The organism is Rhizobium sp. G21 (assembly GCF_014158035.1).
GTDB lineage: Bacteria > Pseudomonadota > Alphaproteobacteria > Rhizobiales > Rhizobiaceae > Rhizobium_E.
Genome location: NZ_JACFXW010000003.1, coordinates 122126 through 145959 on the forward strand (window position 1 = coordinate 122126; position 23834 = coordinate 145959).

Annotated in this window: 19 protein-coding genes and 3 pseudogenes; 18 read left to right on the forward strand and 4 right to left on the reverse strand. The window is 62.3% G+C overall.

The features are described from left to right. The first annotated feature begins 163 nt into the window (after positions 1-163). The gene (locus H2O14_RS24915; RefSeq protein WP_182830029.1) at positions 164-1303 is read left to right on the forward strand and encodes a M24 family metallopeptidase; all 1140 of its coding nucleotides are present in this window, start codon (positions 164-166) and stop codon (positions 1301-1303) included. On the opposite strand, the gene H2O14_RS24920 is transcribed toward H2O14_RS24915, so the two are convergent. Both H2O14_RS24920 and H2O14_RS24925 read right to left on the reverse strand, forming a co-directional pair. Further along, positions 1296-2576 (reverse strand): putative bifunctional diguanylate cyclase/phosphodiesterase, encoded by a 1281-nt coding sequence (locus H2O14_RS24920; RefSeq protein ID WP_246697830.1) that lies wholly within the window; start codon positions 2574-2576, stop codon positions 1296-1298. The two genes, H2O14_RS24915 and H2O14_RS24920, sit on opposite strands and share 8 nt — an antisense overlap. Next, positions 2506-4473, reverse strand: coding sequence for a PAS domain-containing protein (locus tag H2O14_RS24925; RefSeq protein WP_182830031.1), 1968 nt, complete (start codon positions 4471-4473; stop codon positions 2506-2508). Before H2O14_RS24925 ends, H2O14_RS24920 begins: the two co-directional genes overlap by 71 nt. Before the next feature lie 433 nt (positions 4474-4906). Between H2O14_RS24925 and H2O14_RS24930 the strand changes: the two genes are divergently transcribed. From H2O14_RS24930 to H2O14_RS24955, 7 genes are all read left to right on the forward strand, one after another. Beyond that, the gene (locus H2O14_RS24930; RefSeq protein ID WP_182830032.1) at positions 4907-5932 is read left to right on the forward strand and encodes a LacI family DNA-binding transcriptional regulator; all 1026 of its coding nucleotides are present in this window, start codon (positions 4907-4909) and stop codon (positions 5930-5932) included. A gap of 19 nt (positions 5933-5951) precedes the next feature. Continuing rightward, the gene (locus tag H2O14_RS24935) at positions 5952-7256 is read left to right on the forward strand and encodes an ABC transporter substrate-binding protein (protein WP_182830033.1); all 1305 of its coding nucleotides are present in this window, start codon (positions 5952-5954) and stop codon (positions 7254-7256) included. Positions 7257-7346: 90 nt separating this feature from the next. Next, entirely contained in the window at positions 7347-8192 is an 846-nt protein-coding gene (locus tag H2O14_RS24940; RefSeq protein ID WP_182830034.1) for a carbohydrate ABC transporter permease, read from the forward strand. Next, positions 8189-9022 carry a carbohydrate ABC transporter permease gene (locus H2O14_RS24945; protein WP_182830035.1) on the forward strand — a complete coding sequence of 278 codons (834 nt, stop codon included), beginning with the start codon at positions 8189-8191 and terminating at the stop codon, positions 9020-9022. Before H2O14_RS24940 ends, H2O14_RS24945 begins: the two co-directional genes overlap by 4 nt. Positions 9023-9036: 14 nt before the next feature. After that, entirely contained in the window at positions 9037-10749 is a 1713-nt protein-coding gene (locus tag H2O14_RS24950) for an ADP-ribosylglycohydrolase family protein (RefSeq protein ID WP_246697804.1), read from the forward strand. Positions 10750-10751: 2 nt separating this feature from the next. Beyond that, positions 10752-11126: a hypothetical protein gene (locus H2O14_RS28165; protein WP_246697805.1), complete on the forward strand. Its 375-nt coding sequence runs from the start codon at positions 10752-10754 to the stop codon at positions 11124-11126. A gap of 10 nt (positions 11127-11136) precedes the next feature. Further along, complete coding sequence (locus H2O14_RS24955; protein WP_182830036.1) at positions 11137-12192, forward strand: ABC transporter ATP-binding protein; 1056 nt, start codon at positions 11137-11139, stop codon at positions 12190-12192. 95 nt (positions 12193-12287) lie between these two features. Here H2O14_RS24955 and H2O14_RS24960 read toward each other — a convergent pair. Next, a pseudogene (locus H2O14_RS24960) lies at positions 12288-13195 on the reverse strand (LysR family transcriptional regulator). Between the two features lie 144 nt (positions 13196-13339). Here H2O14_RS24960 and H2O14_RS24965 point away from each other — a divergent pair. The 7 genes and pseudogenes from H2O14_RS24965 (at position 13340) to H2O14_RS24995 (ending at position 19763) form a co-directional block, all read left to right on the forward strand. Then, positions 13340-14463 (forward strand): annotated as a pseudogene (locus H2O14_RS24965) (BMP family ABC transporter substrate-binding protein). A 29-nt stretch (positions 14464-14492) separates the two neighbouring features. Further along, positions 14493-15602 (forward strand): ABC transporter permease, encoded by a 1110-nt coding sequence (locus H2O14_RS24970; RefSeq protein WP_182830037.1) that lies wholly within the window; start codon positions 14493-14495, stop codon positions 15600-15602. Then, positions 15599-16522 (forward strand): ABC transporter permease, encoded by a 924-nt coding sequence (locus H2O14_RS24975; protein ID WP_182830038.1) that lies wholly within the window; start codon positions 15599-15601, stop codon positions 16520-16522. The genes H2O14_RS24970 and H2O14_RS24975 overlap by 4 nt, the downstream gene beginning before the upstream one ends. 27 nt (positions 16523-16549) lie before the next feature. Continuing rightward, positions 16550-17238, forward strand: a pseudogene (locus tag H2O14_RS24980) (cysteine hydrolase family protein). Then, a complete protein-coding gene (locus tag H2O14_RS24985; RefSeq protein WP_182830039.1) occupies positions 17235-18773 on the forward strand; it encodes an ABC transporter ATP-binding protein in 1539 nt (512 codons plus the stop codon). Before H2O14_RS24980 ends, H2O14_RS24985 begins: the two are co-directional and overlap by 4 nt. Then, positions 18773-19438, forward strand: a complete 666-nt coding sequence (locus tag H2O14_RS24990) for a cysteine hydrolase family protein (RefSeq protein WP_182830040.1) — start codon at positions 18773-18775, stop codon at positions 19436-19438. Before H2O14_RS24985 ends, H2O14_RS24990 begins: the two co-directional genes overlap by 1 nt. Continuing rightward, on the forward strand, positions 19431-19763 hold the full coding sequence (locus tag H2O14_RS24995; RefSeq protein ID WP_182830041.1) for a cupin domain-containing protein: 333 nt from the start codon (positions 19431-19433) through the stop codon (positions 19761-19763). Before H2O14_RS24990 ends, H2O14_RS24995 begins: the two co-directional genes overlap by 8 nt. A gap of 68 nt (positions 19764-19831) precedes the next feature. Here H2O14_RS24995 and H2O14_RS25000 read toward each other — a convergent pair whose 3' ends face one another. Beyond that, on the reverse strand, positions 19832-20863 hold the full coding sequence (locus H2O14_RS25000) for a LacI family DNA-binding transcriptional regulator (RefSeq protein WP_182830042.1): 1032 nt from the start codon (positions 20861-20863) through the stop codon (positions 19832-19834). 130 nt (positions 20864-20993) lie between these two features. On the opposite strand from H2O14_RS25000, the gene H2O14_RS25005 reads away from it, so the two are divergent. Genes H2O14_RS25005 through H2O14_RS25015 form a run of 3 tightly spaced genes read left to right on the forward strand, consistent with a single transcriptional unit; the run spans position 20994 to position 23823 of the window. Continuing rightward, positions 20994-22091, forward strand: a complete 1098-nt coding sequence (locus H2O14_RS25005; RefSeq protein WP_182830043.1) for an ABC transporter ATP-binding protein — start codon at positions 20994-20996, stop codon at positions 22089-22091. Beyond that, the gene (locus tag H2O14_RS25010; protein WP_182830044.1) at positions 22088-22978 is read left to right on the forward strand and encodes a carbohydrate ABC transporter permease; all 891 of its coding nucleotides are present in this window, start codon (positions 22088-22090) and stop codon (positions 22976-22978) included. Before H2O14_RS25005 ends, H2O14_RS25010 begins: the two co-directional genes overlap by 4 nt. After that, the gene (locus tag H2O14_RS25015; RefSeq protein ID WP_182830045.1) at positions 22975-23823 is read left to right on the forward strand and encodes a carbohydrate ABC transporter permease; all 849 of its coding nucleotides are present in this window, start codon (positions 22975-22977) and stop codon (positions 23821-23823) included. The genes H2O14_RS25010 and H2O14_RS25015 overlap by 4 nt, the downstream gene beginning before the upstream one ends. Positions 23824-23834: the final 11 nt, after the last annotated feature.

Here is a 23834-nt window from a genome sequence, read left to right on the forward strand (position 1 = left end):
CGTCAAGGCAGGCGTATGAGCGACCCGCTCGGCCGTCCCCAGAGATATCTGTGTCGAACAGAATGCCGTCGACAACCCACGCCTCAGTAAGTGATGCGTCTGTCGACAATCTACCTACAGTTTCTTATGCCGCTTGAAAAGCTTGCTCCGAGGGAGAGAAATGATGGATTTGATGCACCCCGTCGCCCGTACAGCGGAAACTGAATATCGCTCCCGGCTCGACCGTCTGAGAGAACGCATGGATCATGCCGGCATCAACGGCGTCTTGCTCGGTTCGACGGAGAGCCTGCGCTATTTCACCGGCCTGGTCTGGCATCAGAGCGAGCGCCTGCTCGGCGCGCTCGTCACCGGGGACGCCATCACTTATGTCGTGCCGGGCTTCGAACGCAGCCGTGTCGAAACCTTGCCCCATATCGCAGGCGAGATTGCCGTCTGGCAGGAGGAGGAGAGCGCCGCCGGCTTGGTTGCCCGACTGATTGGAGCAGATGGAAAACTCGCACTGGATGATGCGCTGCCGCTCTTCGTCTACCATGCGTTGATGCGAGAGTTCGACGCCGAACGGTTGATGGATGGCGGACCGTTGATCCGTGGGCTGCGCGTCCGCAAATCACCGGCGGAAATCGCGTTGATCCAGCACGCGATGGACATCACCATGGATATCCATCGCAAGGTCTTCTCGATGCTCGCGCCGGGCGTCGCGGCCTCCGAAGTCGTCAAATTCATCGACCAGCAGCATCGGCTGGCCGGAGCCGACGATGGGTCGACCTTCGCCATCGTCTCCTTTGGAACGGCGACCTCGTTGCCTCATGGCGCGGACGGAGACCAGATTCTCGCGGCGGGGCAGGTCATCCTGGTGGACACCGGCTGCCGACTCGACGGCTACCATTCCGACATCACCCGCACTTATATGCTCGACGAGGGCGACAAGGCGTTTGCGGAGGGTTGGGCCATCGAGCGCGCGGCGCAGCAAGCCGTTTTCGACGCCGCCGCGCTCGGCGCGCCATGTGAGGACCTCGATAGAGCCGCTCGCGACGTGCTCTCGCGTCATGGGCTCGGTCCGGATTATCGTCTGCCCGGCCTGCCGCATCGCGCCGGCCACGGCCTCGGTCTCGAGATCCATGAAGCGCCCTACATCGTGCGCGGCAACACCATGTCTCTCGAAGCCGGCATGTGCTTCTCCAATGAACCCATGCTGGTGTTCCCAGGTGATTTCGGGATCCGTCTGGAGGATCACATCTACATGACGGATGACGGACCTCGCTGGTTCACCACGCCCGCCAAAGGCCCGACGGAAATCAACTGACGCCAGGGGCGCGAGCAAGTCTTTCAGACTGACTTCTTTCCTGTTTGCACACCACCATCTTGTCGATTTCTTTCAGCAGATCCGTGACCTGATCCGACTTCAGCGGCCGAGACATCAGATAACCCTGGATTTCGTTGCATTGATCGGCGGTGAGGATCGCGAGCTGCTCGTTCGTCTCGACGCCTTCCGCCGTGACGGAAAGACCAAGCGCCTTGCCGAGGCCGAGGATCGCCTGAACGATCGGGCGCGCATTGTCGCTGCTGTCGAGGTCCATGATGAAGCTGCGGTCGATCTTGATCACGTCGAATGGAAAGTTGCGAAGATAGCTCAGCGAAGAATATCCGGTGCCGAAATCATCCATGGCGAGCTTGATTCCAAGGGATTTCAACTCTTCGAGAACTTCTCGCGCATTGGCGGCGTCTTCGAGAAGCACGCCTTCGGTGATTTCGAGCTCAAGCAGTTGGCTTGGCAGGCCTGAGTCCTGCAGGGCCGAACGAACCTTTTGCACCAGATCCCGATCGCGGAATTGGATCGGGGAGAGATTGACCGAGACGCCGATGCCGTCCCAGTCGCGGGCCGTGCGGCAGGCGGTTCTCAGGATCCATTCGCCGAGCGGCACGATCAGGCCGTTCTGTTCTGCGAGCGGGATGAAATCCATCGGGTTGATCCGACCTTTTTCGGGATGCATCCAGCGCACCAGCGCTTCCACGCTCTTGATGCGGCGCGCGCGCGTATCAAACCGCGGCTGATAGTCAAGGTAGAAGTCGCCGGCCGCCAGACTATGCCGCATATCGTCGGCCAGGCGCCGCATGGCGATGATCTTTTCATTCATCTCCGTCGCGAAGAACGCGAACTGGCCGCGTCCTTGCTGCTTGGACCGGTAGAGGGCGGTGTCGGCAGCCCGCAGCAGTTCGTCCGGCGTCCCGCCGTCCGACGGCGCCAGGGCAATGCCGATGGACATTCCCACCTTGATCTCTCCGCGGTCATGCCGGATCGGTTCGCTGATCATGGCGTAGAGTTTGGCGCAGAAGCGTTCGACCGCGTCGACCGTCATCCCCGGCGCGGCGATGACGAATTCGTCGCCACCCACCCGGGCCACCATCTGGTTTTCCCGGAGAGAGCGGCGTAGGCGGTCCGCCACTTCTCCCAACACCTTGTCGCCGACCTGATGGCCGAACGTGTCGTTGATCGGCTTGAAGCGATCAAGGTCGATATAAAAGATTGCGAGGCTGGCGGAGGGATCGGCGAGATGCGCATCGAGAAAGGTCGACAGCTTCGCCCTGTGGGGGCAGCGACGTGGCCGTGTCGTGCAGAGCCTGTCGTTTGGCGTCTTCGAAAGCCTCCGCCAAGGCGACGTTCATCGTCACATCGGTGGCGATCTTGACGACTTTGAGAGGCGCGCCGTTGATGTCGAGGATGGGGTTATAGGAGCATTGCAACCATATTTCGCGGCCATCCTTGCCGACCCGTCTATGCAGACCCTGCTGATAGTCGCCTCGGCGCAGTCCGTCCCAGAAATCGCCATACTCCTTGCTCAGCGCCTCCTGCGCATCCATGAGAACGCTATGGGATTTGCCGAGGATATCCGAGGCGCGATAGCCGAAAATGTCGAGCAGATTTTCGTTGGCGTGAAGGATCACGCCATTCATGTCGAACATGGCCACGGCCTGGGACCGATTGATCGCGTCCATCTGTCCGTTGATTTCGACCTGCTGACGTTTCTCCTCGGTGATGTCGGTGGCGTATTTGATGACCTTCGAGAGCTTTCCGTTCGGATCGAAGATCGGGTTGTAGCTGGCCTGCAACCAGATTTCCGAACCGTTCCTCGAAATGCGTTTATATTCGCCCTGTTGATATTCGCCGCGGCGCAGTTGCTCCCAAAACTCCCTGTACTCGGCGCTTTGTCGGGTCTCTTCGTCGACGAACATACTGTGATGCCTGCCCCTCACTTCCCCATACCGATAGCCGACGGAGGACAGGAAGTTTTCATTGGCGTCCAAGATGGACCCGTCCAGGCTCAGGGCGACGACGCATTGCGCCTTGTCTATCGCCGCGATCTGTCCCTGCAGTTCCGACTGAAAGAGTTTTTCCTCGGTGACGACGGACGCGAATTTGACCACCTTGATCGGCGTGCCATAGAGATCGAAGATCGGATTGTAGGTGGCTTGCAGCCAGATCTCTCGACCATCCCTGGCGATGCGCTTGTAAACCCCGGAGCGATGAAGGCCTTTCCTCAGGTCATTCCAGAAAGAAGCATATTCCTCGCTATGGGCGTATGCCGGCTCGACGAAAATGCGATGGTGCTGGCCGAGAACCGCGGATTTTTCGTAGCCGATCGCGTCGATGAAACGATCATTGACCTCGAGGATGGTGCCGAACATGTCGAAGGTGATGACGGCGTTGGATTTATGGATAGCGTTGATCTGCCATTGGTAATCCGCTTGCTGAAGCCGCTCTTCGGTGACGTCGTTGACATAGGAGACAACCTTGACCACTGAACCCGTGCGATCCCGTATCGGGTTATAGACGGCGCGCAGCCACTTCTTCTCGCCGCTCTTCGCCACTCGGATGAATTCTCCGGCGATATGTTCGCCGTCGGCGAGTCTGCGCCAGAAGAGCGCCTGTTGGTCGGATGACGCGTTTGAGCTTTCCAGGAAGATCGAATGGGGCCGGCCGGCCAACTCCTCGATGTGGTAGCCCATCGTGACGAGGAAGTTCTCGTTGGCGTCGAGCAACAGACCGTCGACGGAATAATGCGCCAAGCCCTGTGTCGCATTCATCGCCGCCATTTGGCCCCGCGCCTCGGCTTCCCGCTCCTGTTCCAACGTGACGTCGCGGGCAATCATGATCGTTTGCGGCGCATCACCACGTTCTGTAACATCGACATAGGACGCGGCCAGCCAGAGACTGGACCCAAGGGCGTCGCACCACAGACCCACATCCTCGTATTTGGACTCGGATCTTCCTTCGGCCCATATCCGTTTTTGGCGTTCGACATCGCGCCCATGCGCAAAGTCGAAGACGTTTCGACCGGAAAGCTGCTCCAGCGGGATCTGGAAAAACTTCGAGAAGTTCATGTTGGCGCTGAGAATGCGGCCGGCTGCATCGAGTCTGGCAACCGCAAAGCATTGCTGGAAAGCCCGAGATTCAGCGGAGTAGTCAGCGGACATTCTGTAGACCTTTGGCGATGGGTTTCAGTGCTTCTCGCAAATATACAGCGTGATCGTTAATTTTGCGCGATCTGGGCATGTTCTCGCCGCGTATAGCCGAAGAATATCCGAAATGTCGCAGAGGCGGGCGAAAGCGGCGATGTAGTCCGTATCGCGCAAAAGCACCGAACCCCAAATGGCCGGTATCGCTTATCCGGCGGTTGCCGGCAGACGCCTTGGCGATTGCGGTTTGAGGTCGACCGACAGCGGCTCGCAAGCAGGACGCGGTCTTCGATTTTCCAAAAACACGGACTGAATCGCGTCTCAAGTGTTTATGGCGCTGATGTCGCCCAGACATTCCCTGGGATACGAAAGATAAATATGAGGCGCCAGTCTTGACGTGTTGATACGTATCAATTATGGAATTGATACGTATCAACGAGATGAAGTCGTCGTGTCCCGAAAACGCATCACGCAAAAAGAAGTCGCTGACCGGGCCGGCGTGGCGCAGGCGACCGTTTCATTGATCCTCAACGGTGGCCGTGAGAAGGTCGCTGTGGAGACCGCAGAGCGCATCGAGGCGGCAATTCAGGAGCTCGGTTACCAGCCCAACCGGTTTGCTCAGGCGCTGCGGACGCAGCGAAGCTACGTCATCGCCTGCATCGTTCCCGATCTGGCCAATCCCTTTTATCCGTCGCTGGTCGTGGCCGTGCAGAGAGTCGCCCGGGCGGCAGGTTACGAAGTGGTCACGATCGATACGGAAGGCGTCGCGGCAAACGAGCGATCCGTCGTCGCCGCTGCGGCGCAGGGCCGCTATGATGGCGTGGTGGGAGTGTTTTTTCATCTCGGCGCCCGGGATCTGGAGCGGCTCGGACGTCTCAACATTCCAGTTGTTCGCATCGAAGTCAGCCGGAAAGCCGGTGGGCCCCAGCCGATCGACGATCTCTATATCGACAATATCGCCGCCGCCCATGCGCTGGCCTCTCACCTCATCGGCCTCGGGCATCGCCGCATCGCCATGGTGGCGGCGCCGGGCGGCCCGCAGCCATTTCGTCTGGAGGGGTATCTTGCGGCCATGGGGTCGGTTGGAGCCGATCCCATCGTCGTGGAGGCCGCCAATTACACGTTGGAAGCCGGACGAGACAGCGTTCGTCGCTTTCTCGACGCGCCCCTGCCGCCGACCGCCATCATCGCCGCCAACGATCTGATGGCGATCGGCGTCATGCAGGGGCTCGCTGCCGAGGGCCTCTCCGTGCCGGGCGATATATCGGTCGCGGGATTTGACGACATATTGGCTTCGGCTCTGGTGACGCCGCCGCTCACCACCGTCGCACAATTCCAGGATCGGCTCGGCGCGCGCGCGGCCGCGGTGCTGGTGGAGCGCCTCTCCGCGGCGACAGGCGGTCCGGGTCACGCCGAGGAAATGCCGTTTGAACTTGTCCTGCGCGGCTCCGTCGGACCGTGTCGGAAAGACGACTAATACAGAGGGAGGAGAACCCATGAACTACAGGAAGAGCCTGTTCGCCTTGATCGCCGTCGCCGGTCTTTCGCAGACCGCGCTTGCGCAGGATCGTGTCAGCTGGTGGTATGAGCAAGCCACGCCCGACCAGCAGAAAATCATCAAGGACAACATCGTCGATCCGTTCGACGCCGCCCAATCGACCTATAATCTCGTGGTCGACTACAGGGGCAACGAGCTCGACAAGCAGCTGCGCGTGGCGCTCTTGTCCGGCAGCGGACCAGACGTGGTCTATACGCCGGGGCCGAGTTACGTCGCGCCGATGGCCCAGTCCGGCCAGCTTCTGCCGCTGGACGACTACGCGGCCAAATTCGGCTGGAGCGACCGCATCCTGCCCGTCTTCCTCGATATGGGCCGCTACAACGGCAAGCTCTACGCGCTGCCCAAGACCTATGAGACGTTGGGCCTGTATTACAACGCCTCGCTGTTCGAAAAGCATGGCTGGCAGGCGCCCAAGTCGATCGCCGAGCTCGAAACGCTGGCCGACGCCATGTTGAAGGAGGGAGTGACCCCCTTCGCCGCCGGAAACGCCGATTGGCGCGGCGCCAATGAGTGGTTCGTGACGCTGGCGCTGAACGCCATCGCCGGCCCCGACAACATCAACAAGGCGCTCAAGGGCGAGATGCCCTGGACCTCCGAGCCGTTCGTCAAGTCCATCGACACGATCGCCGCGTGGTGGGACAAGGGTTACTTCGGAAAGAACTATTTTTCGCTGAACAGCGGCGAACAAGCCGCCGACGCGGTCGCGACGGGCGCAGCCGGCATGATGCCGAGCGGCACCTGGCAGTTCCAGAATGTCGGGACCTACTTCGGCAAGAGCGGAAACAAGGCCGGCTTCGTCGGCTTCCCCAGCGCATCGGGCGATCCGGTGTTTCCGCTCGGCGTCGGCTCCACCTTCTCGATCGCGGCCAAGTCGACGCAGCCCGATGGCGCGGCCGCCGTCATCGACCACATCTTCACCCCCGCCGTCTACGGCTCGATGAATTCCGCCTGGCAGGGCGAGTGGAACATTCCGCTGAAGGATCTGTCGAACGTCAAGATGGCGGACAATGTGATGCCGTTGTTCACCGAAGCCATGGGCGTGCTCGCCAAATCCGTCAACGACGGCAAATACGGCTACACCACCTGGACCTTCCTGCCGCCGGCCACCGACAGCTACCTGATCAACGGCATTGAGGAAGTCTGGCTGAAAAAGGCGACCACGCAGGATTTCCTCGCCAAGCTGGACGCGACCTTCCAGAAGGAAAAGGCCGAAGGCAAGGTGCCTGCCGTGCCGAACCGCTGAGCCCCGGAAACGTCGATCCGAGCTTGAAAACTCCTTCTCCCGCCTCCCCGGCGGGAGAAGTCGGGCCGCCGCGCCCCCAGGAGGAATATCATGCACCGTCTCTATGTCCTGCCGACATTGATCATCAACGCCGCGATCATCGCGATTCCCGCCCTTCTGACCGTGGCGCTCGCCTTCTTCCAGTGGGATGGCATCAGTGCGCCGCAATTCGTCGGGCTCGCCAATTTTGCGGATCTCTGGGACGACAGGGTCTTCTGGACCGCGCTCGGCAACAACATCGTCTGGACACTGATCTTCCTGACGGCGCCGATCGCGCTCGGGCTCCTGGCGGCGACGATGATGCTGATCGCCCGCCGCGGATCGACCTTCTTCCAGGTCATCTATTTCCTGCCTGTCATCATCGCCACCGCCATCACCGGGCGCATCTGGCAGGGCATGATCTATTCGCCCATCACCGGCGTCACCGGGCTGCTGCAGCGCTATGGCATCGAGGCCGACAACCCGCTCAGCCAGACATCGAGCGCGCTCTACGGGATCGCGGTCGTCGATCTCTGGCACTGGTGGGGATTTCTCTGCGTGATCTTCTTCGCGGCGTTGCGCCAGGTGCCGCAGGAGCAACTCGAAGCCGCCAAAGTGGAGGGCGCGACATTCCTGCAGACGGTCCGTTACGTGCTGTTGCCGGGCATCCGCTCAACCATCACGCTGATGATGGTGATGACCGTCATCTGGTCTTTCCTCGTCTTCGACTTCGTCTACATCCTCACCCAGGGCGGTCCCGCTTTCTCGTCCGAGGTGTTGTCCACGTTCGCTTACCGTTCCGCCTTCTACGATCTCGCGGTTGGCAAGGCGGCGGCGATCTCGGTGGTCATCAGTCTGTTCGGACTGGCCGCGACCGTCTTCTACATCCGCATTCAGGCGAAGGAGTTCGACCAATGAGATCGACCGAAAGCCGATTGACGCTCTGGATCGTCTACGCGACGCTAGGCGTCCTGCTGTTCATCACGCTGTTCCCCATCGCGCTGCTGATCCTCAACTCCGTGAAGGGATCGGCCGAGATCGTCCAGAATCCGCTTGCGCTTCCGGAGACCCTGCGCTTCGACAATTTCACACGCGCCTGGAGCGACGCGAATTTCGGCCAGACGCTGATGAATTCCGTGACGTTGACCGCCATGACGATCGTGCTCGTCTGCACGACGGGATCACTGTCGGCCTATGTGCTGGCGCGACGCAAGATCAAGACCTGGAAGCTGGTGACCTTCTACCTGCTCGCCAGCACCACCGCCCCGATCCAGCTTTTTCTGTTCCCGCTCTATTTCGGCTTTGCGCAACTGGGGCTGATCAACAATCCCGTCGCGGTGGCCTTCATCTACACGGCCGTCTACTCGCCCTTCGCCATCATGCTGCTCAGGACCTATTTCCTGGCGGTTCCGAAAGAACTCGAAGAAGCCGCCCTGATCGACGGAGCCACCCATTGGCAGGTGTTCACCCGGGTCTTTCTCCCCATCGTCTCGCCGGGGATACTCACGGTGGCTCTGATCATCGGCCTTTATTCGTGGAATGAATTCCTCATCGCCACGACCTTCCTCCAGGGACAGGAAAGGCTGACCGGCGTCGTGTCGTTCTTCCTTCTGTCCGGCCAGTACAGCTCCGACTGGGGCGTCATCATGGCTGCTGCGCTCATCATCGTCCTACCCATCGTAATCCTCTTCATCCTGCTGCAACGCCGCTTCATCGAAGGCATGGCGGGCGGCTCGGTGAAGGGCTGAACAGGAGAATTCGCATGTCCCTCCCTGCAGACTACCAGAACCGGGTCTATGCCGGCGTCCTCGGCAAGCTCATCGGCGTCTATCTCGGTCGTCCCTTCGAAAACTGGCGCTACAAGGACATTCTCGCCAAGCTCGGCCGTATCGAATATTATGTCCACGACCGGCTGGGCGACCCGCTCGTGGTCACCGATGACGATGTCGCCGGCACCTTCGCCTTTCCCCGCGCCTTGGACGACTACGGCATATCCGCCGATTTGAGCGCCGAGGACATCGGCCGGGCCTGGATGAACTATATCGTCGAAGAGCGCTCGATCCTCTGGTGGGGCGGCGCGGGCAATTCCACCGAGCACACCGCCTGGCTCAATCTGCAAAAAGGCATCATGGCGCCGGCCTCCGGCTCCATCGCCACCAATGGCGTCACCGTGGCCGAGCAGATCGGCGCGCAGATCTTCATCGACGGCTGGGCGTTGGTCTCGCCGGGCAATCCGGCTCAGGCGGCGAAGCTGGCGCGGGCCGCCGGCTCCGTCAGCCATGATGGCGAAGCGGTCAACGCCGCCGTCCTCTGGGCGGCCATGGAGGCGGAAGCCTTCCTCAGCCGCGACGTAGACCATCTGCTCGACACCGGGCTCTCTTATATTCCGAAGGACAGCCTGATTGCGACGCTGATCGCCGATATCCGCCAATGGACCTCCGGCAACGAGGATTGGGAGGCGACGCGGCAGCGCATCGAGGACAATTACGGCTATGACAAATATCCCGGTAACTGCCATGTCGTGCCGAACCATGCCCTGATGATCATGGCGCTCCTGCACGCTCCGCACGATTTCCAGCGCGGGCAGATGATCGTCAACACGTCGGGCTGGGACACCGATTGCAACGCCGGCAATCTCGGCTGCCTGCACGGCATCATGCTCGGGCTCGACGGCCTGGACGCTGGACCGGACTGGCGCGGGCCGGTGGCCGACCGCCTCTATGTCTCCACCGCCGACGGCGGACGCTCGATCACCGATGCTGTGGAGATATCGCTCTGGCTCGCCAATCTCGGCCGCAAGCTGGCCGGCGTCCAAGCCGAGCCTGACCCGAAGAACGGCGCCAAATTCCACTTCTCTCTGCCGGGCTCGGTCCAGGGCTTTCGTGCTCAGGGCGGATTGGCGGCGCTCGCCGACTTTTCGGTCACCGGCACGGGCGAAGCGCTAGCCCTCGATTATCGCGCGCTCGCCAGGGGACGCGAAGCCTCGGCGACGACGCCCGTCTTCACGCCGAAAGAAGTCAAGGGCATGCGCACCTATGACCTGATGGCGAGCCCGCGCGTTCATGCCGGTCAGGTGCTCAGGGCCGTTGTTCGCGCGGCATCCGACAATCAGGGAACCGTCGAGGCGCGGCTGCGCATCCGGCACTATGACGACAAGGACGACCTCGTTGATGTCGACATGCCTCAGCCCATCGATCTGGCCCCTGGTCGTTCGGCGGAACTTGTATGGACAGTCCCGGAGACCGGCTTCCAGCCGATCGCCGAGGTCGGCCTCGTCCTCGCCGTCGCGGACGGCCGGAGTTCGGGCCGCGTGCTCCTCGACAGCCTGACCTGGGACGGCTGCCCGGATGTGGTCTTTCGGAAGCCGGCCGGCAACGGCGATTTCTGGCGGCGCGCCTGGGTCAGCAATGTGCACTTCTTCTCGAAGAACTTCCCCAGGATTTCCGCATCAGCCAAAATCGCGGCGAAGGCCTGATCATGCAGGGCAGCCGCGACTGGGCCGATTACGCCGTCGAGGCCGATCTCATGCTGCATCTCGGCGCTTATGGCGGGGTTATCCTGCGCGCGGAGGGACAGCGGCGTTTCTACGCCGCACGCGTCACGAGCGACGGCCGGTTCCAGATCGTCCGCCGCAAGGACGAGACTGAAACCGTGCTCGCCGAGACATCGCTCGACATGCCGTTCGAAACGGCCTTTTCGATGACGGTCAGCGCCGTCCAGGACCGAATGGAGGCTCGCATCGGCGATACGGTCATCACCGCCAGCGACGCCTCTTTCCCTGGCGGAGCGGCCGGTCTGGTCGTGTATGAAGGGGCGCTTTCCGCCACCCGCATCCGCGTCCGTCCTGTCTGAGGAGAAACTGATGGCAAGCGTCACAATCCAGAACGCGGTGAAACGATACGGCAAGGTGGAGGTTCTCCACGGAGTGGATGCGGCGATCCGGGACGGCGAGTTCGTCGTCCTGGTCGGCCCTTCCGGCTGCGGCAAGTCCACGCTGCTGCGGATGATCGCCGGACTGGAGGACATTTCCGGCGGGGCGATCTCGATCGGCGGGCGCGTCGTCAACGACCTTCCGCCGAAGGAACGCGACATCTCCATGGTGTTTCAGAACTACGCTCTCTATCCGCATATGACGGTCGCGGAAAACATGGCGTTTTCCATGACGCTTGCGGGGGCGCCCAAGGCGGAAAAGGATCGAAGGGTTCGGGAAGCCGCCGAGATCCTCGGGCTCACGCCACTGCTCGAGCGCAAGCCGAAAGAACTGTCGGGCGGCCAGCGCCAGCGCGTCGCGATGGGGCGGTCTATCGTCAGGAGCCCGCAGGTTTTCTTGTTCGACGAGCCGCTCTCCAATCTCGACGCCAAGCTGCGCGTGCAGATGCGCAGCGAAATCAAGGCGTTGCATCGCCGCCTGGGCACGACGATGATCTATGTCACGCATGATCAGGTCGAGGCGATGACCATGGCCGACCGCATCATCGTTCTGCAAGGCGGACGCGTGGAGCAGATAGGCGCGCCGCTGGAACTCTATGATCGGCCCGCCAACAGTTTCGTCGCGCAATTCATCGGCTCGCCGGCCATGAACCTGTTCACGACGACGGTGCGCAATGGGCAATTGCTGATCGACGGTGTCGCCCGGACAGGCATTGCCGCTCCCGCAGGCCTGGCCGAAGGATGCGTTGTCCGGATCGGCAAGCGCCCGGAGGAAATAGCCCTGGACGCGGCCGGTCCTCTTTCGGCCAACGTCGTGAACATCGAGCCGACAGGTTCGGAGACATTCGTCGAACTGGTGATGAACGGTAAACCCATCTCGATGGTCATGCGAAGCCGGCCTGACTTCGGCATCGGGGCGACCTGCTCGCTTCGGCTCGACCAGGGCTCTGTTCATTTGTTCGACGGCGTATCGGGGCTGCGGATCTGACCGTAAGCCCGGCTTGCCTGGGCTTCGATACGATGCGCCCAAAGACAACGGCTTGGGCGCTGCGCAGGCATGCCTCGAGCCGCGCCATGCGCGGCTTACGACGCTTCGAACTGGCTCGCCAGAGCGCTGGTGAGTTGCGAGGCGAAACGGGCGGCCGCAACGGGCAGGGTGCGGCCTTTCAACTGGCCGAGATAAAGAATTCCCGCCGGCACGTCGCGAATGTCGAGGGGGCGGGAGATCAACCGGCCGGTCGAGGTCTGGTCCGACAAACCGATCGGGATCTGGAACGTGACGATGTTTTCCGCCACCGCATGATTGCGGAGAAATTCGAAATTGTCGGACTGGATGACCGGGTCGAGACGCACTCCGGTCATTCGCATTGCGATATCCAGAAGATGCCGGACCCCGTAAGCCGTCGTCGGCAATGAAATGGGATAGTCAATGCAGTCGGATAGACGCAAGGTCGTCTTCGTCGCCAGGGGTGATCCGGCGACATGACCGCATGCACCGGCTGGCGCACCCTGATCAAGGTCATGAAATCCGTCAGCCGAACCGGCTCGAACACGACGGCCAGATCGGCGCTGTGATCGACCAGAGCCCCTTCGGCCGCTTCGCGGTCGCGCAGGTGGACGCCGAAGGTTACATTCGGATGCTCCTTCCGGTAGAGCGCAATCTGGTTCGGCAGGAAATACGGCAAGAGCGCCTGGCTGCAGGCGATCGAGACATGGCCCCGCCTTACCCCTGACAGGTCCGCGATCTGGGAGCGCACCCGCTCCATGTCGGAGAGCTGGTTGCGGATATGGTGGATATAGATCTCGCCTGCCGCCGACAGCCGCACGCCGTGCGGAAGACGCTCGAAAATCGGCACGCCCAACTCCTCCTCCATCGCCAGAATACGGCGATTGAGCGCCGTCGACGTGATGGCGAGCGTATCCGCTGCGGCTCTGATGGAGCCTGCCTTCACCACGGCGTCGATATAGCGGATGGATGACAGATAGCGCATGCCGGCTTCCCTCCGGCGCTGCAATTTTTGCAGCGGCCTGGCCAAAACATAGCACAAGACAGAAGCGCGTCCATCTGGATTACTGGCGTCAGAATTCAAGACGGCGGACGACGCCGCATCAAACAAGAAACGGGGAACAATCTCATGTCCAAGATCCTGATGCCCAATCGCCGCCAGTTTCTTCAAACGACCGCCGGCCTCGCCGGCGCAGCCGCTCTTTCCGGATTGTTGCCGGCCGGAATGGCGCGCGCCGCCGGGCTGACGGTCGGCTTCATCTATGTCGGCCCCAAGGACGATTTCGGTTACAACCAGTCGCATGCTGAAGGCGCCGCCGCCGTCAAGGCGATGGAAGGCGTCACCGTGGTCGAGGAGGAACAGGTTCCCGAAACCGTCGACGTGCAAAAGACCATGGAGAGCATGATCGGCTTCGACGGCGCGACGCTGCTCTTCCCGACATCCTTCGGCTATTTCGATCCGCACATCCTGGCCCTGGCGCCGAAAAACCCGGCTGTGCGTTTCGAGCATTGCGGCGGCTTGTGGACTCCCGACAAGCCCAAGAATGTCGGCTCCTATTTCGGCTATATCGGCATGGGTCAGTATCTCAACGGCATCGCCGCCGGCCATGCGACCAAGACCAAGAAGATCGGCTTCGTCGCCGCCAAGCCCATTCCGCAGGTGCTCCTCAACATCAACTCCTTCCTGCTCGGGCGCGCGCGGTCGATCCCGCCATCACCTGCCAGGTCATCTTCACCGGCGAATGGTCGCTGGCGGTGAAGGAGGCCGAGGCCGTCAATGCGCTCGCCGATCAGGGCGTCGATGTCGTCACCTGCCATGTGGATGGTCCCAAGGTGGTGATGGAAACCGGGGCGGGCCGCGGCATGTATCTGTGCGGCTATCACGCCAACCAGAGCGCGCTTGCGCCCGAAAAGTATCTTACCGGCGCCGAATGGAATTGGGGCAAGGTCTACACCGACATGGTCAAGGCGACCCTGTCGGGCGGAACGATCGACAATTTCGTGCGTGGCGGCCTCGCCGAAGGGTTCATCAAGATGAGCCCGCTCGGCCCGGCCGTCTCCGAAGCGGCCCGCACCCAGTTCGAAGCGGTGAAAGCCGAGATCCTCAAGGGCGGTTTCGCCGCCATCAAGGGGCCGCTCAAGGACAACAAGGGCAAGGTCGTGGCGACCGAGGGGCAGGCCTTCGTCGAGACCGATGTGGCGCTCGAAAGCATGGATTACCTCGTGGAAGGCGTTGTCGGCTCCACCTCCTGAAACAGCGGTTGAAGACCGGAGGGCAGACCATGAGCGTGCAGGTCGAACAGGCGGCTGCGTTCGCCGGACGGGCGGGCTTTCTCAGCGAAGCCGCAGCGCGGCGGGTCGAGGCGGCGCTTCTGCCGCTCGGGGCCTTGCTGGCTGGATTGGCGGCCTTCGCCGTCTTTCTGGCCGCGCTCGGCAAATCGCCCGTCGAATTCTATCTTCTGGTCTACAAGGCCGGTTTCGGCACCGCCTTTTCATGGACCAACACCCTGGCGAGGGCGGGGCCGCTTCTGTTCGCCGCCCTCTGCGTGGCGCTGCCGGCGCGGCTCGGTCTGGTGATCATCGGCGGGGAGGGGGCCATCGTGCTGGGCGGCGTGGCGGCGGGCGTCGTCGCCATGCTCGCGCCGGGTCTGCCGGCGCCCCTCGGCATCGGAATCATGGCGATCGCCGCGATGGTCGTGGGCGGTCTTTGGATCGGCGGGGTCGGGGCGCTCCGCCAGCTGCGCGGCGTCAACGAGACCATTTCAAGTCTGCTGATGGCCTATATCGCCATTGCGCTGATGAACCACCTGATCGAAGGTCCTTTCCGTGATCCCGCCAGTTTGAACAAGCCCTCGACCGCGTCCCTGCCAGAGGCGTGGCGGATCGGCGAGATTCCGGGCATGGGCGTGCATTGGGGTCTCGCGGTCGGCATTTTCGCCTGCCTTGTCAGCTGGGTGCTGATCGAGCGGACGACACTCGGCTTCGCCGCCCGGATCGTCGGCGGCAATGTCCGCGCCGCTCAAATTCAGGGACTGCCGACGGCGGTGCTGGCCATCGGCTTTACGGCTCTCGGCGGCGCGTTCGCCGGCCTTGCCGGCATGTTCGAAGTCGCAGCCGTGCATGGCTCGGCCAATGCGTCTCTGGCCGCAGGCTACGGTTACACCGGCATTCTCATCGCCTTTCTCGCTCGGCACAATGGCCTGGCGATCATCCCCGCCGCAATCCTTCTTGCCGGCTTCGAAGCGTCGAGCGGGCTCGTGCAGCGGCGAATGGATCTGCCCGATGCGACGGTTCTTGTGCTGGAGGGAATGGTCTTTATCGCCATCCTCCTGTCGGACTCGGTTCAGGGCCGGCTGCGCTTTCTGGCGGCTTTCGAACGGAGGCGGGCATGACGGACGATATCGGCCTTTGGGGCGTGCCCCTCGCCATTCTCGGCGGAGCGATCCGCGTCACCACCCCCTTCATCTTCGTCTCGATCGGGGAATGCCTGACGGAGCGCTCGGGACGGATCAATCTCGGTCTCGAGGGCACATTGGTCTTCGGCGCGATGAGCGGCTATGCGGTGGCCTATCACACGGGCTCTCCCTGGCTGGGCACGCTCGCGGCCGCCTTTGCCGGCCTGCTGTTTGGCCTGTTGCATGGCTGGATCTGCAAGATGCCGCGCGTCAACGATATCGCCATCGGCATCGCTCTGATGATCTTCGGAACCGGTCTCGCCTTCTTCTTCGGCAAGCCCTATGTGCAGCCCGTCGCGCCGGATCTTCCGGCCATTCCGCTCGGTTTCTGGTCCGGCAGCCCGCAGGTCGCGGCGGCGCTCAACGTCAATGTTCTTTTCCTGTTGGGCGTCGTGCTGGCTTTCGCCGCGGCCTGGATGCTGAAAAACACCCGCATCGGCCTGACCATCCGCGTCACCGGCGACAGCGCCGACGCCGCCCGCGCCATCGGCATCGATGTGAACCGCGTACGGCTCTGGTCCACGGCGGCCGGCGGCGCGCTCGCAGGCGTCGGCGGAGCCTATCTCTCGCTCTACTATCCCGGCAGCTGGAACGAAGGCATTTCCTCAGGCCAGGGTCTGATGGCGGTGGCGCTCGTCATTTTCGCCCGCTGGAATCCGGTCAATTGCCTCTACGCCTCGTTGCTGTTCGGCGGCGCGGGAGCGCTCGGTCCGGCATTGCAATCGGTCGGCGCCACCAGCGGCTACTATCTGTTTTACGCCGCGCCTTACGTGCTCACCCTTGGGCTGCTCGTCGCCACCAGCTCGCCGACCCGGGCGATGCCGTCGGCTCCGGGTGAGCTCAGCATCACCAAATAGACATGCGCCGCAACCGGCGGCGAAGGAATGGAGACCGTGATGACCACCATTCAGGCCGATCCCTATCTCTGGCCTTACAACGGCGATCTCAGGCCGGAAAACACCGCCCTGATCATCATCGACATGCAGACGGATTTTTGCGGGCCGGGGGCTATGTCGACACGATGGGCTACGACATCTCGCTCACCCGCGCTCCGATCGAACCGATCAAGACGGTGCTCGCGGCGATGCGGGCCAAGGGATACCACATCATCCATACCCGCGAAGGACATCGGCCGGACCTTTCCGATCTGCCGCCGAACAAGCGCTGGCGTTCGCGCCAGATCGGCGCGGGCATCGGCGACGCCGGGCCTTGCGGCCGCATCCTGGTGCGCGGAGAGCCGGGCTGGGAGATCATCGATGAACTCAAGCCGCTGGAGGGCGAGCCGATCATCGACAAGCCGGGCAAGGGCTCCTTCTGCGCCACCGATCTCGAACTGCTCCTGCGCACGCGCGGCATCGAGAACATCGTGCTTTCGGGCATCACCACCGATGTCTGCGTGCACACGACGATGCGAGAGGCCAATGACCGCGGCTTCGAATGCCTGCTGCTCGAGGATTGCTGCGCCGCCACCGACCCCGGCAACCACGCCGCCGCCATCAAGATGGTGAAGATGCAGGGCGGCGTGTTCGGCTCGGTCTCCGACAGCGCCAAATTCGTTGAGGCGCTGCCATGAGAGTCCCGCCGCTCCAGCAGGAGGCGCCGTCGCGCGCCATCGGCGTCGAGACGATCGGCATGACCATGCGCTTCGGCTCTTTCACGGCCTTGAAGGATGTGTCGATCCGGGTCGCGGCCGGTTCCTTTCACGTTCTTCTCGGTGAAAACGGCGCCGGCAAATCCACGCTCGTCAAATGCATGATGGGTTTTTATCGCCCGACATCGGGGCAGATGGCGGTGGAGGGTCGCGAAGTGGAGGTCCCGGATCCGCGCGCGGCGCATGATCTCGGCCTGGGCATGGTCTATCAGCACTTCACGCTCGCGCCGTCGCTGACGGCGGCGGAGAACCTGGTGATCAGCCGCAACGACGCGCCCTCGCGCATCGATTGGGAGAGGGAGCGCGCGGCGCTCTCGGCCTTCATGTCGACGATGCCGTTCGCCGTTCCTCTTGACGTGCCGGTCGGCAGACTGGCGGCCGGGGAAAAACAGAAGCTGGAACTGCTTAAGCAGCTCTATCTCGGTCGCCGCTTTCTCATTCTCGATGAGCCGACATCGGTGTTGACGCCGGCGGAGGCGGATGAATTGTTGGGCATGGTGCGCGGACTGACGACATCGGGCGAACTGACCTGCCTGATGATTTCGCACAAATTCCGCGAGGTGACCGCCTTCGCCGACGAAGTCTCCGTTCTCAGGCGCGGCGAGCATGTCGGCGGCGGCAAGGTCGCCGATCTCTCGACGGTGGATATGGCCGCGATGATGATCGGAGAGAAGGAACTCGTGCGGCCCGCCGCCCGCATGGCGATGGACGGCAAGCCCGTTCTGACGATGTCGGGCGCCAAGGCGTCGGATCGTTCGGGTCTGAAGACGATCGCTATCGCCGATCTCCAGGTCAAATCCGGCGAGATCGTCGGCATCGCCGGAATTTCCGGCAATGGCCAGATGGAGCTGATGGAGATGCTATCGGGCCAACGGCCGCTGTCGGCGGGCCAGATCCGGGTCGGGGATACGTCGTTCCGCGCCAGCCGCAGCGAGGTGAGGGCGCTGAATGTGCGCTTTCTGCCGGAAGAGCCCCTGCGCAACGCCTGCGCGCCGAAGATGAGCGTCGCCGAAAACATCTTCTTCCGTGACTTCGACTTTTCCGCCGGCACATCGAAATTCTGGCTCGAGGGCCGCCGCATGGCCTCGCTCGCCGCCCGGCTGGTCGGCGAATACAACGTGAAAACAGCCTCGCTCGACACGCCGATATCGTCTTTGTCGGGCGGCAATGTGCAGCGCGCCGTGCTCGCGCGCGAACTCAACGGAGAGGTTGATCTCCTCCTCATCGCAAATCCGTGTTTCGGGCTCGATTTCTCGGCCGTCGCCGATATCCGCGCCCGCATCATGGCCGCCCGCAATGCGGGGGCGGCGGTGCTGTTGATCAGCGAGGATCTCGACGAAATCCTCGAGCTTTCAGATCGCATTCTGGTTATGTCGGAAGGATCCGTCGTCTTCGAAACCCAGGCGGCGGGCGCCGATATCGGCGAGATCGGGAAACACATGGCGGGACATCACTGATGGCGACGATCAAGGCGCGACCCTTCGATTTCACCCTCGTTCCGGCGAAAACGGCGCTCATCGTCATCGACATGCAGCGCGATTTCATCGAGCCGGGCGGCTTCGGCGCGACGCTCGGCAACGACGTCTCCCTGCTTCAGGCCATCATTCCCGCCACCGCCAGGCTGATTGCAGGCTTCCGCAAGGCGGGACTGCCTGTCATTCACACGCGCGAATGCCATGCGGCCGATCTTTCCGACTGCCCTCCGGCGAAACGGACGCGGGGCAAACCGTCGCTGCGGATCGGCGACCCCGGGCCCATGGGCCGCATTCTGATCGCGGGCGAAGCAGGCGCAGATATCGTGGAAGCGCTCTATCCGGTCGAGGGTGAAACGGTCATCGACAAGCCGGGCAAGGGCGCTTTCTACGCGACGCCGCTCGGCGACATCCTTGCGGGCAAAGGCGTCTCCCAACTGGTGTTCGCCGGCGTGACCACCGAGGTTTGCGTGCAGACGACCATGCGCGAGGCCAATGATCGCGGCTATGAGTGCCTTCTCGCCACCGACGCCACCGAAAGCTATTTTCCCGAATTCAAGAAAGCCGCCATCGACATGATCACCGCCCAAGGCGCGATCGTCGGCTGGGCGGCCACCGTCGATGAGATTGTCGAGGCGCTTGATGACTGAACCGCTGCATATCGCTGACTTTCTGACCGGCGCCTGGCGTCAATGTACCTTCGAATATTTTCGCGACGGCGTCGAAATCTGCCGCCTTGTCCGTGGCGAGCCGGAGCTGGCGCTGCTTCGATACGCTCCGGGCGCCAGCGTGCCCAAGCATCTGCATACCGGTCTGGAGACAATCCTGGTGCTCGAAGGCTCGCAAAGCGACGAATCTGGCCGATATGGTCCCGGCTCGCTGGTCGCCAACGCGGAAGGCACGGTCCATTCCGTCGCCTCCGAGGAGGGTTGCGTCGTTCTCATTCAGTGGACGAAACCCGTCGCGTTGCTCTGAAGGGCCACCGTGGAGCGAAGGTCCCGTTCAATCGCTCGCCTGCGTTTCCAATAGTTGCGAAGCCCGATCTAAGCGGGCTCCGGCTCTGTTCGGTCGAGAGGGCGAACGGAGGAGCGCTCGATGAGTTCGCACTCGACTTTCAGCTTGTGATGGCCATGCCGGCGTTTCGGCGTGGCGATCATTTCAGCCAATTGCTCGACCGCGCAGCGCGCCATGTCGTAGTGCGGCAATTCCAGCGTCGTCAGCGCCGGCAGCATGTCCGCGGTGAAGGATTCGTTGTCGAAACCGATGATCGAGATGTCGTCCGGTATCGAAAGACCGGCTTCGGCGGCGGCGGCATAGACGCCCATCGCGGTGCGATCGCAATAGCAGCAGATGGCGGTCGGCGGCGTCTGGAGCTTCTGCAGTTTCTTGAAGGCGTTATAGCCGCCTTTGATGGTCCAGCCGCCCTTGATGATCAATGACGTATCCACGGGAATATCATTGGTCGTCAATGCGCGGCGATAGCCCTTGATGCGCTCGCGCGAGGCTTCGATCGTGTCCTCGCCGCCGATATAGGCGATCCGCCTGTGGCCGGCCGCGATCAATCGCAGGGTCGCCGCCATGCCGCCGGCGAGATCGCCGGGCACGACGCTCGGAAACGGGTCGCCCGTCGCATGGCAGTTGAGCAGCACTGTCGGCCAATGTGCGAGTTGAGGAGGCGGTTCGATCTGTTGGGTGATCAGGCGCGTGTAGATGACGCCCGCCACCGGCAGGCCCGCCAGATGTTCGAGCGCCGAATGCTCGGCGTCGTCGTCTCCGGCCGTCGGAATGATCGTCGTGAGGAAGCCGAGATCGTTGGCGGCTTCAGAGACCCCTTCGATCAGGCCTGCCACATGCGGCGAACTCGACACTTCGTTGATGATCATCGCGATCAGGCGGCGTTGCTCAAAGCGGCGATGGCCGGTTTTATAACCGATCTCTTCGGCTTTCTGAAGCACTGCGGCGCGTGTGGCGTCCGAAACGCGGGTCCCCGGCGAATTGTTCAGAACAAGCGACACCGTCGCCTGCGAAACCCCGCAGGCGGTGGCGATGTCGGACATGGTCGGCTTCTTGGTCACGCGGCCCCTCACGCTATGCTGCCTATCGCTTAACACGAAGTTTCGCCGTTCAAAAGATTCGCCGGGGCTTGCCTGATAATAAAATAGGTTATAAACGCTAAATTATAACTAATCGCTCGGGGAGGGGTGAATGGCGAAGGTAGCGTTGGCGAACGTGTCGAAGGACTATGGCGCCGTGAACGTCATTCGCGATGTCTCGCTCGAGATCCGGGACGGGGAGTTCGTGGTGTTCGTCGGGCCGTCCGGTTGCGGCAAGTCGACCCTCCTGAGAATGATAGCCGGATTCGAAACCATCACCGGCGGAGAGATCCGGATCGGCGACAACAGGGTCAACGACGTCGCCGCACGTGATCGCGGCGTGGCCATGGTGTTCCAGAACTACGCGCTCTATCCGCATATGACCGCTCGCGAGAATATGGCGTTCGGGCTGAAGAATATCGGCACGCCCAAGGCGGAAATCGCCCAGCGCATCGCCAAGGCGTCCGATATTCTGCAGCTCGGCCCCTATCTCGAACGAAAGCCCCGGGCCCTGTCGGGCGGCCAGCGCCAGCGCGTCGCCATCGGTCGCGCCATCATGCGTGAACCCGACGTGTTTCTATTCGACGAGCCTTTGTCCAATCTCGACGCCGCCTTGCGCGTGTCCATGCGCACCGAGATTGCGAAGCTCCATCATCGCCTTGCCGCGACGATGATCTATGTCACCCATGACCAGACCGAAGCGATGACGATGGCCGACCGGATCGTGGTGCTGCGCGCGGGGCGGATCGAGCAGGTGGGCGCGCCGATCGAACTCTATGAGCGCCCCGTCAATGCTTTCGTGGCGGGCTTTCTCGGCGCTCCTCGCATCAATCTCATTCCCGCCACGGTTGTCTCCGTGGCCGGCGGCGACGTGGAACTGTCGGCGCCCGGCGGCGCCCGCGTGCAGGCGAAGGTCGCGCCGGGATCGGTCCGGACCGGCGACAAAGTCACGCTCGGGCTACGGCCGGAAAATCTCACGCCGTCCGCGGACGGATCGATCGCGGGCGTCGTCGACGTGGTCGAGCAACTCGGGTCGAGCCAGCTTGTCTACGCCACGCTCGTCGACGGCGCTTCGATTGTTTCGGAGGTGCGGGGCGCGGTCGCGCCGGCGATCGGATCACGCGTTCATTTCGCCATCGGCGCGGGTATTCGGCATGTCTTCAATGGGGACGACGTTGCCATCACCCGGCATGCGGAGGCTGGCGCATGACAGCCGTCACGCACAAGATCGTCCGTCGCCGCGACGCCTTGGCGGCTTTTGTCTTCCTGGCGCCGTTCCTCGTCATCTATAGCACCTTTCTCGTCTATCCCTTCTTCAAGGGATTGTGGATCAGCCTGCATGACTGGGAGCTCGCCGGCGACTATCGGGAGTTCATCGGGTTTCTGAACTATCAGGACCTCTGGGCCGACACGATTTTCTGGAAGGCGGTCGGCAACACGCTGAAATTCGTCGTCATGACCGTTCCCGCCATGACCGTTCTGGCTTTGGCTCTGGCCCTGGCGGTCTTTGGCGACGGCAGGCTCAAGGGTGCGCTGCGGTCGATCTTCTTCATGTCCAGCGTCTTCTCGGTGTCCGTGGTGACGCTGATCTGGTCGATGGTGCTGTCCGCCGACAACGGTCTGCTCGTGCCGCTGTTCAATCTGTTCGGCGTCAAGCCGATCAATTTCCTCGGTCATCCGACGCTCGCCATGCCGTCGCTCGCTCTGACGACGCTCTGGTGGGGCGTCGGGTTGCCGATGGCGCTGTTTCTGGCCGCGCTCAGCCAGATTCCCTCGGAGCTCTACGAAGCAGCCGAACTCGATCATGCGGGCCGGTTCACCACGCTGATCCGGATCACATTGCCTTCCATCCGCCCGACATTGCTGCTGGTGCTGGTGCTGCAGATCGTCGGCCAGTTCCAGATCTTCGGCCAGGCGCATCTGATGACCCAGGGCGGGCCGGCCAACAAGACGAAAATGTTGGTTCAGTACATTTACGAGACGAGCTTCCGCGACTGGCAGGTCGGGTATGCATCGGCCATGTCCGTCGGCCTGTTCATCCTGATGTTCGGCTTCACCATGCTGCAGCTCTGGCTCGGCCGCAAGGGAGAGGAATGATGGCCACCGCACGCGCAATCGGCGCTCGCCGCATCACCGATACGCTGATCCTCGGCGCCACCGTCGCCTTCGCGATCCTGTGGCTCGCCCCGATCATCTGGGTCGTTGCGATGTCGCTGAAGCCCAATCAGGAACTGATGCGCTCCACGGCCGGATTTTTGCCGATCCCGTTCACGTTGGACAATTATATCGGACTGCTGAAACTCGAAACCGTGCCGAACTGGCTGATGCATAGTTTCCTGGTCGCCGTTTCGATGACGTGCGTGGTTCTGGTCGTCTCGTCCATGGCGGGCTACGCGTTCGCCCGTCTCGAGTTCCCGTTCAAGAAGACGCTCTTCCTGCTGATGATCGCGGGTCTGATGGTCCCGGAACAGTCGGTTTTCATCCCGTTGCACACGATGTTTTCCGATTGGGGCCTGCACAACACTCACTTTGCGCTGGTGATGCCGCGGGTGGCCGTACCGATCGGCGTTTTCCTGATGACGCAATTCTTTCGCGGCGTGCCCAAGGAGTTGGAGGAAGCCGCCGCGATCGATCATGCCTCGCGGATGACGATTTTTCTCAAGATCATGCTGCCGCTTTCCGTGCCGGCGCTGACCACGCTGGGGCTGTTCACCTTCATTTTCGCCTGGAACGACTTTCTGTGGCCGTTGGTCTCGGCCACCAAGGCCGACATGTACACGGTGACCCTCGGGCTGGCGTCGATCCAGGGCAATTTCGCCTTCACCGAGGGATTGGGCTCCGTCATGGCGTCTGCCGTCTTCGCGAGCCTGCCGATCGTGCTTCTGTTTCTGATCTTCCAGCGCTTTATCGTGGCGGGTGTCGCCATGAGCGCCGGCAAGTAGACGCCCTCTGT

Bases quoted from the DNA above. Each gene is read 5' to 3' on its own strand.
- H2O14_RS24990 (WP_182830040.1), top strand. From the start codon at position 18,773: ATGGCGACGATCAAGGCGCGACCCTTCGATTTCACCCTCGTTCCGGCG.
- H2O14_RS24985 (WP_182830039.1), top strand. From the start codon at position 17,235: ATGAGAGTCCCGCCGCTCCAGCAGGAGGCGCCGTCGCGCGCCATCGGC.
- H2O14_RS24925 (WP_182830031.1), bottom strand. From the start codon at position 4,473: ATGTCCGCTGACTACTCCGCTGAATCTCGGGCTTTCCAGCAATGCTTT.
- H2O14_RS24940 (WP_182830034.1), top strand. From the start codon at position 7,347: ATGCACCGTCTCTATGTCCTGCCGACATTGATCATCAACGCCGCGATC.
- H2O14_RS24970 (WP_182830037.1), top strand. From the start codon at position 14,493: ATGAGCGTGCAGGTCGAACAGGCGGCTGCGTTCGCCGGACGGGCGGGC.
- H2O14_RS24955 (WP_182830036.1), top strand. From the start codon at position 11,137: ATGGCAAGCGTCACAATCCAGAACGCGGTGAAACGATACGGCAAGGTG.
- H2O14_RS25010 (WP_182830044.1), top strand. From the start codon at position 22,088: ATGACAGCCGTCACGCACAAGATCGTCCGTCGCCGCGACGCCTTGGCG.
- H2O14_RS24950 (WP_246697804.1), top strand. From the start codon at position 9,037: ATGTCCCTCCCTGCAGACTACCAGAACCGGGTCTATGCCGGCGTCCTC.
- H2O14_RS24935 (WP_182830033.1), top strand. From the start codon at position 5,952: ATGAACTACAGGAAGAGCCTGTTCGCCTTGATCGCCGTCGCCGGTCTT.
- H2O14_RS24975 (WP_182830038.1), top strand. From the start codon at position 15,599: ATGACGGACGATATCGGCCTTTGGGGCGTGCCCCTCGCCATTCTCGGC.
- H2O14_RS28165 (WP_246697805.1), top strand. From the start codon at position 10,752: ATGCAGGGCAGCCGCGACTGGGCCGATTACGCCGTCGAGGCCGATCTC.
- H2O14_RS24915 (WP_182830029.1), top strand. From the start codon at position 164: ATGGATTTGATGCACCCCGTCGCCCGTACAGCGGAAACTGAATATCGC.
- H2O14_RS25005 (WP_182830043.1), top strand. From the start codon at position 20,994: ATGGCGAAGGTAGCGTTGGCGAACGTGTCGAAGGACTATGGCGCCGTG.
- H2O14_RS24945 (WP_182830035.1), top strand. From the start codon at position 8,189: ATGAGATCGACCGAAAGCCGATTGACGCTCTGGATCGTCTACGCGACG.
- H2O14_RS24995 (WP_182830041.1), top strand. From the start codon at position 19,431: ATGACTGAACCGCTGCATATCGCTGACTTTCTGACCGGCGCCTGGCGT.
- H2O14_RS25015 (WP_182830045.1), top strand. From the start codon at position 22,975: ATGATGGCCACCGCACGCGCAATCGGCGCTCGCCGCATCACCGATACG.